The following is a 12,403-nucleotide window of genomic DNA, read 5'->3' as shown; positions in this document are numbered from 1 at the left end:
CCGTTCTGCCCGACCAACCACACCCACACACGGCAACAAACTCATGCTTCCAATCCGTGCGGGTACGACAAAGCGCCAAAGGTGGTGGCCTTCGGTAACGGGTCGAGTTGCGGGAAAAGCTTGATTGAATGGCCGAATGGCCGCTAAACTGATTAGGACTTTTGGTAGCTGCTTCCCGCACGGAGCCGTTACCAGGTGAAGTCGGTTCCCCAACTGACAACACCTTCGAAGAAACCGCCCTGCAAGGCGGTTTTTTCGTTTCTGGTTGCCAGAATACGCGCCGGATAGAGATCAGCGCAAGGGCGTCATCGTGATCAAGCGCGTAAATTGCAGATCAGGGTAAAAATCCAACAAACCAGTTGATCTAATTTGTCGAGCCAACAACCGCCAATCAAGCCAATCTACGGATTGGCTTTTTTTCATTATTTGATACCAAATAAATATGTTTTTTGTATTCTATAAGAACCAAATAAACATCAAATTAGGAGCCTCAAATGATCGTTGCTGTGGCACATAACAAGGGAGGGGTCGGTAAAACGACGACAGTAGTGCAACTGGCGGGAGAACTGAAACCGGAGATCATCATAGATCTGGACGCACACCAGGGAATTGCCATCATCAACGGCCGACGACCAGCAGAGCTACGCTGGGATGTGAGAGCAAACCTCGACAAGGCAGCCCTGATCAAGTTGTTGAAGGCGGTTGGTGAGCATCTGGTTCTGATCGACTGTGGTGGGTTTGACAGCGAGCTGGTTCGAATCGCCATCGCTGCGGCTGATCTGATCATCGCCCCGTCAAACGACGACATCACAGAACAGATCGGGCTAGTGAGGTTCAACCGAGTGCTTGCCGAAATCAGCCAAGCAACTGGGGAACCTATCCAAGCGCATGTGCTGATGACTCGCACCAATCCCAGCCGCAAGAATTTTGCAGCGATCAGCGATGAGCTAACCAGGCTGCCGCACCTCACCATGATGACCTCCAAGTTGAGCCGACGGGCGGACTGGGCCAACCAAATGGAGTCAGGTTTGGGAGTGACGGAGAGAGCAGCTACTCGCAGCAGCGCAGCGGGTATGGAGGCAAAAGCATTGGCGGAAGAAGTGCGGTCAAAACTTGCCACGCTGACAAAACAATATTAATTCAATATCAAATAAACACAAAAGAGATGTTTTTATGGCAAAAAAACTAATCAATCTGGACGACCTTGGCGCTGGAGCCCCCCTCAAAGAGGTGGTAACGGCGACTGACAGCAGCAGAGGGAAGATCCCTACCAAGGCCAAGAACATCCAGAACATGCCACTGGAATTTTTTACACGCCACGCAGCGTTGAGGGAGAAGGGCAATACCAGCTTGCTATTCACCGCGTACATCATCGAGGCAGTCCGCAAAGCGCTGGAAGACGACGAACAGAGGTAACAATTACGTAGCGAGCCATACCCGCCAGTGAGCATGACCTCAATACAACAGATAAAGAGAAAAGTGGCGTCAGTTTACCGTAACGCCTGTTACTGCACATAAATTCTTCAGTAACTCTTGATAGAGCCAAGTAAAGCCCACAGATCCAGTTAGAGGGACATCCTCTAACACACTAAAGGGTAACAGCTATGGCTCTTAAACCAGGTCCGAAACCAATTGCTAAGTCAACCGGGAAACCGGATCAACGTCGCCGTGATAATAAAGATACGCCGGGGAATACCGATTCGTTAAAACCCAGCAAATCCACAAAGAAGTAAGAATGCCTGGGAATAAACACACCATCTCCACTGTGGGAAAGTGGGGCCAGTGGCCCCACAATCAAAGTCGAAATTTGACCAATCATTTTTAACTTTTGACCACCACCTCCAAACGAGAGGCGACGAGAGACATCTGTCGCGCCAGGATAGGAAGTCGGCAAACGCAGCGCGACCAATGATAGCGGCTTTATTTTTACCAAATATTCTGACTTATGAATTTAAGTTCTTGCCTTATTTTCATAACAGATGGATTGACGGTTGCCTTGACTCTATTAATTGTCATTGACTCCCCTGGATTAAGAAGCTCAATTGGCTTAGACCTCGCTGATGACATTCGACCACAACCCAAAAAATCATCCAACAAAAGAATGTGATTATCAGGATCCTGGGTAGTGAAATGAGTAATGTTTCGACTCACAATATCTCTCACCTTTTCCAGATACACTTTCGTTTGATTATTTGGTTTGTTCTTTGCTCCAGGAACAGTTGACCAACCACAGTGGGTTAAAACAACCATCTGTATTTTTGGAGTGTGCTGATTTGATGGCATTACTCGCCTAAATTCACTTGCTGGATTAGACAGTGTATCTAGCAAAAGCTCCAAGGAGTTAATTGATTGCTGATCTGTTCTGACCGGAACAATCAAGGCATCTGCAGCATGCCATGACAGATGTGTAGCCCCAGAGAAGAAGGGGGATGTGTCAATCAAGCACTTGGATGTCTCCGTCTCCCCCCACTCTCGGCTAATCTCTTTTTTCAAGGAAAAAAGCATGTTGTCAATAATTGACACTTGATTTGGGCCAGCAATTAACCTTGCCTGCGCCAAGGCGTTAGCTATTTGAGTTGGAAGTATATAAAGATCGCTACTGGATGGAATGAAATAGCTATTTTTTGATGCAAAAAAATTGTTTGTGGCGCTGATTTTTTTGGCGACCCTAGTTGCAAAACCTAAGCCAGGAACAAAATAAGGCATTAGCAAATCATTTACACTTAATGAATTTGAAGACAAGAAGTTATTATCAAAAAAATAAGAAAGATTACCTTGTGGGCAGGTATCCAAAACGAGAAGATCATCTGTGTAATAAGAAAGATTAAAAGCTAGAGAAGTCTTTCCTATCCCCCCCCTTAAATTGCAAATGGCGTACGTATCAAACTTAGGCAACCCCAAAGGGGCAGCAACACCATTCGCAATATCATCCTGTCGATCAATCAACTTGGCAACACTAGTCATAACCCACCTCCCTCGATTAGTTTTCCACATTGTGTGACAAAAAGGAAAACTAGTCAAAATGAAAGAGCAACTATGGAAAGTTAGTGCACATAACGCCTTTTATGTTCACCCGATCCCACATAGCAAAGCGGCCAGCTTGATAAGCTGGCCGCTGGTAGCCTGGATTAAGCGATTAGACGTTGAAACCGACATGCCTCCCTGTAGGAAGCTCAACATCAACACGCAGCTTCCCACCCATTGCTTCCACGTAACGCTTCATGGTGGATAGCTTGATATCATTCCCCCGCTGCTCCATCGCCACAACGGCCGGTTGGCTGATGCCGAGGACAGAGGCCAACTCCACCTGGGACACTTCCAACTCTTCACGCAGCGCTTGCAAGCGCACCTCCAGCAGCAGCTCGTTAGCTATCTCCTGGATCCGCTGCTGACTATCCACCGAGCGGGAGGCCAGCATCTCATTCAGTGTTCTTCCCATTACCCTACCCCCAACTCAGTTAAGTGCTTGGCGTATTCCGCCTCAGCGACCGGCAACATCTCTTTGTAAAACCGCTTATCGTTACCGCCCTTATTACCAGCACACAACACGATGGCTTGCCGCAACGGGTCAAAAGCAAAGAACGCTCGTAGCGGATCCCCCTGGTGCTGAACTCTCAGCTCTTTGAGGTTCGTAAAGCGAGATCCCTTGATGGTATCAACTAGGGGGCGCCCTACCGATGGACCGCCCTGTGCCAAGGCAAGCAACCCAGCCAAAACCTTCTCCTGCGTGGCCTCGTCTTGTTCATCAAACCAGACATCGAATAAAGAGGTCGTTTTTACTGTCCACATAGCGCACCAAATATAACCTTTAGCTTATATTCTAGAGGATCTCGACATAGGTAACAAGTTACCGCTGTCGTAGTGCAAGCATGAAGCCAGTGGAATCAACCCCGAAGTGGCTGACGCCGATCTGCTGTAGGTAAGCCACCAGGGTATCGAGCTTGCGAAATACTCTGAGCTGCTTGCTGCGCTGGGCGGCCAGGGCGCGTTCGGCCAGCCCGTAGCGCACCAGCAGGGTCCAACCTCCTGGCTGGCCCACGGCGACCACGACACGGACGGCACCGGCCGCCACCAGTTGTACCAGGGTGGGATGGGTAATGGTTTCCATGGGGGAGATTCCGAGGCAAGGGACAGTGCAGCGCAGGATGGGAGATAACGCCCTGCAAAACAAGCCATCTTGCAGGATGGCAGGCAGCAAAAAGGGCGTCCGATTTAACGTAACGCCCCCTTATGCGCAATCAAGGCATCGACCTTCATGCCACCCTATCCTAGCTCTCCAACCGCTTATAAAGCGCATGGTTCGAGGATGTCTTGCGAACAAAAACCAGACCGTGGCGTTCCGGATTTCTCTTAATCTCTTTCCCCAGACTCAAACGATCAGGACGCGACAACGGCTCCCACCCCTCCCTGCCAATCACCTGTTGGATTTCAAATTCCACGTCCTCCGGCATTTTTCTGGCATTGTCTTTTAACAGTCGAACAGCGCGAATCGTGGGCGAATCAGTGGTAGCAATGTGCGATTCGAGCACCTTCAAGATTGCGACTTCAACGTCCTCTTGTTCCTGTGCCCAAGCCTTAATGGAAGCAGGGAGAGTAAGAGATATGTTCATGCTGATGTACCTCATGTTTGTGGTGTTCGTTAAGTTGGAGATAGCATGCTCTAACACACAAAATAATTCAATATTGGAGTTGAATTATTTTACAAAACATAACGAAATTGCTTTCACGTAACGCCTTTTATGTTCAATTGCGATTTTTAGCGGCTAAAACGGGGCGCTGGCGGCGAACAGGCCGCCTGTATCGCGTTTTGGGGCGTTTCGACACACAAGGCAGGGCGTTTACTGCCTGAAAGTTTGCAACGCTTCTGAGGCGGTTTGAGGGCCGGATCCTGCGGGGTATGGTTTCAGCCTGTTTTTGCATCCTGCGGCCTGTTTCGGTATCTTGCTCCGCCCGTCGAGTCATCCTCGTGATAAGCAGTCTCGACGGTGGGAAAGTGGGGCCACTGGCCCCAGTTTTTCGCCCCCCCCCCGCCTCGCCCTGCAAATGTCCCACTTCTGTCCCACTTCTGTCCCAGTTTTGTACCGGTTCTGTCCCACTTTTGTACCGGATCTGTACCGGTATCCGCTTCGCGGTGTTCCAGTACCCCCGAACAGTGCAACCCTTAACGACATAGCCACTCTTCACGCCGTCATTCTGCCCTTAAAAACGGTGGTCAACAGCCATACACATTACGCACCAGCAAAGCTGGTGTAACGCATTGAAAGAAAAGGAGTATTTAACCAGAGGCATGTCGTAAAAATGGTGGCAAAAACGCCATAACAGCATGATCTTAATGCTGTTTTTATGGTTTCACCACTACCACAAGAGGAACAAATCGCTCGGAACATCGAGCGCGTCCAACGGACGACCGCGGCCGCCAATAGGTGAAGCAAAACAGAGTCCATCAAGGGTAGAGCCACTGTTAAGCGTCAGGGTTTATCGCTTACTCGATCATTCTCATAATCCAGAACTAAGCCGCTCTGCAAAGCCTCTTGTAAGGCAAGCTCCTTGAGCCTGCCCCGCAAAAAAATCCCGATTGGCTAACGGGGAATTGGGATTGGACTCTTGGATCTCTTCAAGCATTTCCTTGATAAGCTCAATAGCGCCGTTGTACTTGAACGTGGGGTCGTCTCAGAAAACGGAAAATAAAGCACGCTAAGCCGGTGGCAGCTGTCGCAACGGCCTGAACTTGCCCGCACCGACCTTGGCACTACTGCGCCAGAGGTAATCGCCGGTCAGGTTGATATGCTCCCAGCCCAGCGGCGACAGATATTGCAACAGCGTGTCGTCCAGCACCTTGCCATGGCTACGCAAAGCACTGGTGGCACGCTCCAGATAAACCGTGTTCCACAACACGATGGTCGCCGTCACCAGATTGAGGCCGCTGGCTCGGTAGCGTTGTTGCTCAAAGCTGCGGTCGCGGATTTCACCCAATCGGTAGAAGAAGACAGCCCTGGCCAGCGCGTTGCGCGCTTCGCCCTTATTCAGTCCGGCATTAACGCGGCGACGCAGCTCCACGCTTTGCAGCCAATCCAATATGAACAGCGTGCGCTCAATCCGCCCCAGCTCGCGCAGTGCAACGGCCAGTCCGTTCTGACGCGGATAGCTGCCGAGCTTGCGCAACATCAGCGAGGCCGTCACCGTACCCTGTTTGATCGAGGTCGCGAGCCGCAAGATTTCATCCCAATGGGCGCGTATCTGCTTAATGTTCAGCCGGTCACTGCTAATCATCGGCTTGAGCGCGTCATAGGCGGTATCGCTCTTTGGGATGAATAGCTTGGTGTCGCCCAGGTCACGGATACGTGGCGCGAATCGGAAACCCAGTAGGTGCATCAGGCCGAAGACATGATCGGTAAAGCCCGCTGTGTCGGTGTAGTGCTCCTCGATCCGCAAGTCAGATTCGTGGTACAGCAGGCCATCGAGCACATAGGTTGAATCGCGCACACCAACGTTGACCACCTTGGCGCTGAAAGGCGCGTATTGGTCGGATATGTGAGTGTAGAAAGTCCGTCCTGGGCTGCTGCCATATTTTGGGTTGATGTGTCCCGTGCTCTCGGCCTTGCTACCAGTTCTGAAATTCTGGCCATCTGACGATGATGTGGTGCCATCGCCCCAGTTTTCGGCGAAAGGTTGTCGAAACTGCGCATTCACCAGCTCGGCCAGCGCCGTCGAATACGTTTCATCCCGGATGTGCCAAGCTTGCAGCCACGATAGTTTGGCGTAGGTCGTTCCAGGGCAGGACTCAGCCATTTTGGTGAGTCCAAGATTGATGCCATCAGCCAGGATAGTCGTCAGCAGCAAGGTTTTGTCCTTGGCCGTGTCGCCGGTCTTCAGATGCGTGAAATGCCGGGTGAAGCCTGTCCACTTATCAACTTCCATCAGCAGTTCGGTAATCTTGACGTGTGGCAGCAGCATCGCCGACTGGTCGATTAGGGCTTGTGCAGTCTCCGGCACTGCCGCGTCCAGCGGCGTGATCTTCAGGCCGGACTCGGAAATGATGGCATCCGGCAGATCATTGCCCGCCGCCATGCGGTTGACAGTGGCAAGCTGCTGTTCCAGCAATGCCAGTCGGTCGTGCAAATACTGATCGCAATCGGTGGCTACTGCCAGCGGCAATTCGTTGCTCAGCTTCAAGGTGGCGAATTTCTCGACCGGTACAAGGTACTCATCGAAGTCCTTGAACTGCCGCGAACCCTGCACCCAGACATCTCCTGAGCGCAGCGCGTTCTTTAGCTCCGACAGGGCGCACAGCTCGTAGTAACGCCGGTCAATCCCATCGTCCGTGAGCACCAATTTGGCCCATCGCGGTTTGATGAATGCGGTCGGCGCGTCGGTGGGCACCTTGCGGGCGTTGTCGATGTTCATATCGCGAAGCACCTCGATGGCATCGAGTACGCCCTTGGCGGCTGGCGCCGCCCGTAGCTTGAGTACGTCCAGGAACTGCGGCGCGTAGCGGCGCAACGTGGCGTAGCTTTCACCGATGCGATGCAAAAAGTCGAAGCTCTCCGGTTGTGCGAGCTTTTGCGCCTCCGTGACGCTGGCGGCGAAGGTATCCCACGGCATTACTGCCTCGATGGCGGCGAACGGATCGCCGCCACTTTGTTTGGCTTCCAGCAAGGCTTGGCCGATGCGGCCATACATCCGCACCTTGTCATTGATCGCCTTGCCGGAAGCCTGAAACTGCTGCTGATGCTTGTTTTTGGCGGCGTTGAATAGTTTGCCAATAATCCGGTCGTGCAGGTCAATAATTTCGTCGATGACGGTAGCTATGCCTTCAATGGCCAGCGAAACCAGAGTGGCATAGCGTCGTTGCTCCTCGAATTTGGCCAAGTCGGCGGGTGTCATCTGTCCACCCTCTCGGGCGATCTTGAGCAGGCGGTTCTGGTGAACTTGTCGCTCGATGCCTGCGGGAAGGTCAAGCGCCTGCCAAGCCTTGAGGCGCTCGATATGTTCAAGCATATGTCGAGAGTTCGGCTTGACGGGCGACTGGCGTAGCCAGGCCAGCCACGTCAATTTGCTGCCGTCCTTGCGCTTGAGAAGTTCGTCCAGGCGCTGACGGTGGTGCGACAACAAAGAATCGGTCAACGCCGCGTAAATGCGCCGGTTGGCACGGGTGATGGCCTCGGCACTCGCCCGCTCGATAGCATTTATGGCGGGCAGAATGATGGCCTGCCGCCGCAGGTTTTCGACAAGGGCGCTGGCCAGCACAATGCCTTTGTCGGTCTGCAAGGCCAGTTCTGTCAATGTATGGACGGCTTGCCGGTAGTGGCTCATGGTGAAGGGCTTGAACCCGAACACCGTTTGCAACTCAACCAAGTGCTCCCGCCGTGTCTGCTCGCGCAGGCCATAGTCGCTCCAGCTTTCCACTGGCACTTTGAGTTGCGCGGCCACCATGCGCAACAAGGGCGGAAACGGAAGCTCATCGATGCCCAAAATGATGCCGGGAAATCGCAAGTAGCAAAGTTGCACAGCGAAGCCCAATCGATTTGCGGGGCCACGGTGCTGACGAATGATCGACAGATCAGTCTCGTTGAACGTGTACTGCCGGATCAGTTCGTCTTTGGCATCTGGCAGTGCCAGCAGGCTTTCGCGTTCGGTGGCGGACAGGATTGAGCGGCGCGGCATGGTCAGTCTTCCCGCAGGTACTGGTACAGGGTTTCGCGGCTGATGCCGAAGTCACGGGCCACCAAAGTTTTTTGATCGCCAGCCGCGACTCGCCGTTTCAACTCGGTAATTTGTTCGCTGTTTAGCGATTTCTTTCGTCCCCGGTAGGCACCACGCTGTTTGGCAAGCACGATCCCCTCGCGCTGGCGTTCGCGGATCAGTGCGCGTTCGAACTCCGCAAAAGCCCCCATGACCGACAGCATCAGGTTGGCCATCGGTGAGTCATCGCCGGTGAACGCCAGCCCTTCTTTAACAAACTCCATGCGCACGCCTCGTTGTGTCAGTCCCTGAACGATGCGGCGCAGGTCATCAAGGTTGCGTGCCAGCCTGTCCATGCTGTGCACCACCACGGTATCACCCTCGCGGACGAAGGCCAGCAGCCTTTCAAGTTCGGGACGTTGTGTGTCCTTGCCGGAAGCCTTATCGGTGAAGACCTTGCCGACATCGATTTGCTCCAGTTGCCGATCAGGGTTCTGGTCGAAGCTGCTGACGCGGACATAGCCAATACGTTGACCTTGCAAGATGCCTCCAAAGGTGAAAGTGTCAGGATGAAATCTATTACCCTTGGCGGTTAGTGTCAATAAATACAAACTACAACTCTATTCTGACGTGACTTGCGCCCAGCATCTGACATCAGGTTAGGGTATAGCTCAAGCTGACAATCAACAATGTGCTAGGCGCAGGCGCACCTTGCTTACTGAGAGCATTTGAGATACAATGCAACTCTCACCAAAAGGAGGCCGCTATGGCTACCACCACAATGGTTCACGTCCGCGTGGACGAACAAATTAAGGCGCAAGCCACCGAGACGCTGGCCGCGATGGGCCTGTCCGTTTCCGACGCCGTGCGCGTATTTTTAATGCGCGTCGTCGCCGACAAGCAAATGCCGTTCGCGCTCAAGGTGCCGAACGCCGAAACTCGCGCCGCGATGGTCGAGGCTGACGAGATTGCACGCACACGTCGCGCCCGTTTTGACACTGCTACTGAACTGTTTGATGACCTCGAAAAGACCAGCCGCAAGTAAGCGCGCCTCGTTGCCTCGTGCGGCGGACTATGCGAAGTCCTTCCTGAAGGACTGGGAGCGGTTGTCGCGGGCTGGCCGCTATGACATGAACCGGCTCAAGGAAGCGATGCTACTGCTGATCGCTAACGATGGCCCTCTCGGGCCGGAATGGCTCGATCACCCTTTGGGTGGTGACTGGGAAGGACATCGGGAGTGCCATGTCGGCGGCGATTTTTTGTTGGCCTACAAGCTCGATGACAGCGCAAAGCATGGCTTGATTGTGTTCGTGCGCACCGGCACGCATGCCGATTTGTTCGAGTAACAAGAGGAGCGTCGTTCACGTTCTATGCTGGAGCAACCTTTTACGGTCGCACTCGTCGGCTTGGCATCGCTGCCGGTCATGCGGTTAGCCAGGGCTTAGCGTACTTTAAATTCCGTTTTCTGAGACGACCCCCATGGACACCGACTTCCTGACCCTGGCCTTCGGCCTGGACAGCTACGCGCCGCAGGTCGTGGCGCGCGCACTCAAGCACGCCACGGGCAGCGATGTCGGCCTTGCCGTGATCCGCCTGGCCGCGGCGATATCGGACCGCGATGTGCCCGCGCTGGCCGCGGCGCTGACCCAGCCGGCGCTTGCGTCGGCCCAGGGCTGGAACGGCTTTCAGCGCGACAGTGCGGCCATGATTCTGGCGCGCTGGCGCGACGACCGGGCCGTCTTCGAGCGGGCCGTCGGGCACTGGAAGGCGGGCCGGGCCAAGAACCCGCAGAACTACCCGATCGACATGCTGCGCTGGCCGGGCTTCGACGGCTGGGTGAGTGATGCCGAGCGTGCGCAAGGACCGGCCGAGGCGCTGCCTCGGCACGCGATCCGCCCGCGGCGCCTGCGCAACCCGCAAGCATCCCTGCAGCGTGCAATCGTGGATAACATGAAATGGCTGCGTGATCTGGCAGGCGGGCAAGAGGCCGAAGAACTGGTGCCCCGATACGTCTTCGTGGCCGAGGATCGCCAGTTGCGTGAGGCGATCATCGCCGCCGAGGGCGACCTGCCCGAGATCGTGATAGCATTCGACGAGGCCGGCGTCATGACCGGCAGTTTCCTGATGCACTGAAAGTGAATGACATGAATACAACCAACGCGCTCAAGCGCTGCCTGTCCATTGCCGCGGTCGCCGCAGGCGCGCTCAGCGTGGGCGGCTGCAGCCAAATCGCCGCATCCGCGGCGATATCGGACCGCGATGTGCCCGCGCTGGCCGCGGCGCTGACCCAGCCGGCGCTTGCGTCGGCCCAGGGCTGGAACGGCTTTCAGCGCGACAGTGCGGCCATGATTCTGGCGCGCTGGCGCGACGACCGGGCCGTCTTCGAGCGGGCCGTCGGGCACTGGAAGGCGGGCCGGGCCAAGAACCCGCAGAACTACCCGATCGACATGCTGCGCTGGCCGGGCTTCGACGGCTGGGTGAGTGATGCCGAGCGTGCGCAAGGACCGGCCGAGGCGCTGCCTCGGCACGCGATCCGCCCGCGGCGCCTGCGCAACCCGCAAGCATCCCTGCAGCGTGCAATCGTGGATAACATGAAATGGCTGCGTGATCTGGCAGGCGGGCAAGAGGCCGAAGAACTGGTGCCCCGATACGTCTTCGTGGCCGAGGATCGCCAGTTGCGTGAGGCGATCATCGCCGCCGAGGGCGACCTGCCCGAGATCGTGATAGCATTCGACGAGGCCGGCGTCATGACCGGCAGTTTCCTGATGCACTGAAAGTGAATGACATGAATACAACCAACGCGCTCAAGCGCTGCCTGTCCATTGCCGCGGTCGCCGCAGGCGCGCTCAGCGTGGGCGGCTGCAGCCAAATCGCCGCATCCGCGGCCATGAGCCTGCTGCCCGACTACGCACTCGACCATGCGCAGAGCACTCCCGAGCCCGCCTTCGTGGCCGAGCGGCTGACCGAACTGCGCCGCGAGGTGCCCGATCTGAGCGCGGCGCAGGCCGAACGCTTGGCGCCCGCGTACCGGCAAGAACGGCGCGACTTGTTGGCCCTGCGTGGCAGCGCGCACGAGAAGGCCGGCTTCGAGCAGCGCATGGCCAATCTGGCCCGTGTGCCTGCGCGCAGTACGCCCACCGAGGCCAGCGTGCTGCGGCCCGAACAGTTTTCCAGCTGGCGGGTCCAGAAGCTGATCAGCGCGCCAGGCACGGTGGTGCTTGACGCCGCGCAGCGCGTGCAACTGGCGCGCATCTACGAGCACGAGCAGTTGCGGTTGCGCGACATCGATAGCCGTTGGCGCGAGGGCCGCCTGGACGAACCGGCCGCCCTGTGCGAAGTGGAGGCTGCCGGGTTGGCGGCGCATGCGTCTGCCAAGGCGGTGCTGTCGAGCGACCAGCGCAAGCGCCTGGCCCAGTCCACCGAGCGGCAGGCTTTCATGTGCGCACGGTGACCGCGGACGCAAGGGCGGCCGGTCGGGATTGACCAGGAGGCCGCAGGGCCGGCAAGTGCTTCGCGGAATGAGCCCGAACGGGTGACCTTGCCCCTGTACGACGTAGTCCATAGCCACTCGGCTATACGGCTTTGTTGAGCTGGCCCGTGCGCCAGTTGGCTTCGAACTTCATGGGGCTGACGTAGCCCAGCGTGGAGTGCAGCCGGCGGTGGTTGTAGAACGTCAACCAGTCGATGACCTCGTCCATCTGCTCGGGTGACCACCAAGCGT

At 55.7% G+C, this 12,403-nt stretch carries 14 protein-coding genes; 7 read left to right on the top strand and 7 right to left on the bottom strand.

Annotation, left to right across the window (positions count from 1 at the left end):
• Window positions 1–494: 494 nt before the first annotated feature.
• Complete coding sequence (locus tag ACW5W8_RS22445; RefSeq protein ID WP_498630534.1) at window positions 495–1,139, top strand: ParA family protein; 645 nt, start codon at window positions 495–497, stop codon at window positions 1,137–1,139.
• Between the two features lie 34 nt (window positions 1,140–1,173).
• Complete coding sequence (locus tag ACW5W8_RS22440; RefSeq protein WP_103244764.1) at window positions 1,174–1,416, top strand: molecular chaperone GroEL; 243 nt, start codon at window positions 1,174–1,176, stop codon at window positions 1,414–1,416.
• A gap of 510 nt (window positions 1,417–1,926) precedes the next feature.
• On the opposite strand, the gene ACW5W8_RS22435 is transcribed toward ACW5W8_RS22440, so the two are convergent.
• From ACW5W8_RS22435 to ACW5W8_RS22405, 7 genes are all read right to left on the bottom strand, one after another.
• The gene (locus tag ACW5W8_RS22435) at window positions 1,927–2,964 is read right to left on the bottom strand and encodes a ParA family protein (protein ID WP_182934362.1); all 1,038 of its coding nucleotides are present in this window, start codon (window positions 2,962–2,964) and stop codon (window positions 1,927–1,929) included.
• 172 nt (window positions 2,965–3,136) lie between these two features.
• Window positions 3,137–3,439, bottom strand: a complete 303-nt coding sequence (locus tag ACW5W8_RS22430) for a helix-turn-helix domain-containing protein (RefSeq protein ID WP_498630531.1) — start codon at window positions 3,437–3,439, stop codon at window positions 3,137–3,139.
• Window positions 3,439–3,789 carry a type II toxin-antitoxin system RelE/ParE family toxin gene (locus tag ACW5W8_RS22425; protein ID WP_498630529.1) on the bottom strand — a complete coding sequence of 117 codons (351 nt, stop codon included), beginning with the start codon at window positions 3,787–3,789 and terminating at the stop codon, window positions 3,439–3,441. The genes ACW5W8_RS22430 and ACW5W8_RS22425 overlap by 1 nt, the downstream gene beginning before the upstream one ends.
• Before the next feature lie 58 nt (window positions 3,790–3,847).
• Window positions 3,848–4,108 carry a ParC-related protein gene (locus ACW5W8_RS22420; RefSeq protein ID WP_498630527.1) on the bottom strand — a complete coding sequence of 87 codons (261 nt, stop codon included), beginning with the start codon at window positions 4,106–4,108 and terminating at the stop codon, window positions 3,848–3,850.
• A 160-nt stretch (window positions 4,109–4,268) separates the two neighbouring features.
• The gene (locus tag ACW5W8_RS22415) at window positions 4,269–4,610 is read right to left on the bottom strand and encodes a DUF1413 domain-containing protein (RefSeq protein ID WP_498630525.1); all 342 of its coding nucleotides are present in this window, start codon (window positions 4,608–4,610) and stop codon (window positions 4,269–4,271) included.
• A 1,084-nt stretch (window positions 4,611–5,694) separates the two neighbouring features.
• Window positions 5,695–8,664, bottom strand: a complete 2,970-nt coding sequence (locus tag ACW5W8_RS22410; protein ID WP_498630523.1) for a Tn3 family transposase — start codon at window positions 8,662–8,664, stop codon at window positions 5,695–5,697.
• A gap of 2 nt (window positions 8,665–8,666) precedes the next feature.
• On the bottom strand, window positions 8,667–9,224 hold the full coding sequence (locus tag ACW5W8_RS22405) for a recombinase family protein (RefSeq protein ID WP_471706158.1): 558 nt from the start codon (window positions 9,222–9,224) through the stop codon (window positions 8,667–8,669).
• 224 nt (window positions 9,225–9,448) lie between these two features.
• On the opposite strand from ACW5W8_RS22405, the gene ACW5W8_RS22400 reads away from it, so the two are divergent.
• From ACW5W8_RS22400 to ACW5W8_RS22380, 5 genes are all read left to right on the top strand, one after another.
• Window positions 9,449–9,727 carry a type II toxin-antitoxin system RelB/DinJ family antitoxin gene (locus ACW5W8_RS22400; protein WP_498630521.1) on the top strand — a complete coding sequence of 93 codons (279 nt, stop codon included), beginning with the start codon at window positions 9,449–9,451 and terminating at the stop codon, window positions 9,725–9,727.
• Window positions 9,699–10,028: a type II toxin-antitoxin system YafQ family toxin gene (locus ACW5W8_RS22395; protein WP_498630519.1), complete on the top strand. Its 330-nt coding sequence runs from the start codon at window positions 9,699–9,701 to the stop codon at window positions 10,026–10,028. The genes ACW5W8_RS22400 and ACW5W8_RS22395 overlap by 29 nt, the downstream gene beginning before the upstream one ends.
• 133 nt (window positions 10,029–10,161) lie before the next feature.
• Window positions 10,162–10,815: a hypothetical protein gene (locus ACW5W8_RS22390; RefSeq protein WP_498630517.1), complete on the top strand. Its 654-nt coding sequence runs from the start codon at window positions 10,162–10,164 to the stop codon at window positions 10,813–10,815.
• An 11-nt stretch (window positions 10,816–10,826) separates the two neighbouring features.
• Window positions 10,827–11,456 (top strand): hypothetical protein, encoded by a 630-nt coding sequence (locus tag ACW5W8_RS22385; protein ID WP_498630515.1) that lies wholly within the window; start codon window positions 10,827–10,829, stop codon window positions 11,454–11,456.
• 11 nt (window positions 11,457–11,467) lie between these two features.
• Window positions 11,468–12,133 carry a hypothetical protein gene (locus ACW5W8_RS22380; RefSeq protein ID WP_498630513.1) on the top strand — a complete coding sequence of 222 codons (666 nt, stop codon included), beginning with the start codon at window positions 11,468–11,470 and terminating at the stop codon, window positions 12,131–12,133.
• The last annotated feature ends 270 nt before the right edge of the window (window positions 12,134–12,403 follow it).

The sequence above is a fragment of the Aeromonas aquatilis genome, assembly GCF_054052405.1.
The sequence above is the reverse complement of the archived record's forward strand: the minus strand, read 5'-3'. Positions and strand labels throughout refer to the sequence as shown.

Bases quoted from the DNA above. Each gene is read 5' to 3' on its own strand.
- ACW5W8_RS22445 (WP_498630534.1), top strand. From the start codon at position 495: ATGATCGTTGCTGTGGCACATAACAAGGGAGGGGTCGGTAAAACGACG.
- ACW5W8_RS22440 (WP_103244764.1), top strand. From the start codon at position 1,174: ATGGCAAAAAAACTAATCAATCTGGACGACCTTGGCGCTGGAGCCCCC.
- ACW5W8_RS22435 (WP_182934362.1), bottom strand. From the start codon at position 2,964: ATGACTAGTGTTGCCAAGTTGATTGATCGACAGGATGATATTGCGAAT.
- ACW5W8_RS22430 (WP_498630531.1), bottom strand. From the start codon at position 3,439: ATGGGAAGAACACTGAATGAGATGCTGGCCTCCCGCTCGGTGGATAGT.
- ACW5W8_RS22425 (WP_498630529.1), bottom strand. From the start codon at position 3,789: ATGTGGACAGTAAAAACGACCTCTTTATTCGATGTCTGGTTTGATGAA.
- ACW5W8_RS22420 (WP_498630527.1), bottom strand. From the start codon at position 4,108: ATGGAAACCATTACCCATCCCACCCTGGTACAACTGGTGGCGGCCGGT.
- ACW5W8_RS22415 (WP_498630525.1), bottom strand. From the start codon at position 4,610: ATGAACATATCTCTTACTCTCCCTGCTTCCATTAAGGCTTGGGCACAG.
- ACW5W8_RS22410 (WP_498630523.1), bottom strand. From the start codon at position 8,664: ATGCCGCGCCGCTCAATCCTGTCCGCCACCGAACGCGAAAGCCTGCTG.
- ACW5W8_RS22400 (WP_498630521.1), top strand. From the start codon at position 9,449: ATGGCTACCACCACAATGGTTCACGTCCGCGTGGACGAACAAATTAAG.
- ACW5W8_RS22395 (WP_498630519.1), top strand. From the start codon at position 9,699: ATGACCTCGAAAAGACCAGCCGCAAGTAAGCGCGCCTCGTTGCCTCGT.
- ACW5W8_RS22390 (WP_498630517.1), top strand. From the start codon at position 10,162: ATGGACACCGACTTCCTGACCCTGGCCTTCGGCCTGGACAGCTACGCG.
- ACW5W8_RS22385 (WP_498630515.1), top strand. From the start codon at position 10,827: ATGAATACAACCAACGCGCTCAAGCGCTGCCTGTCCATTGCCGCGGTC.
- ACW5W8_RS22380 (WP_498630513.1), top strand. From the start codon at position 11,468: ATGAATACAACCAACGCGCTCAAGCGCTGCCTGTCCATTGCCGCGGTC.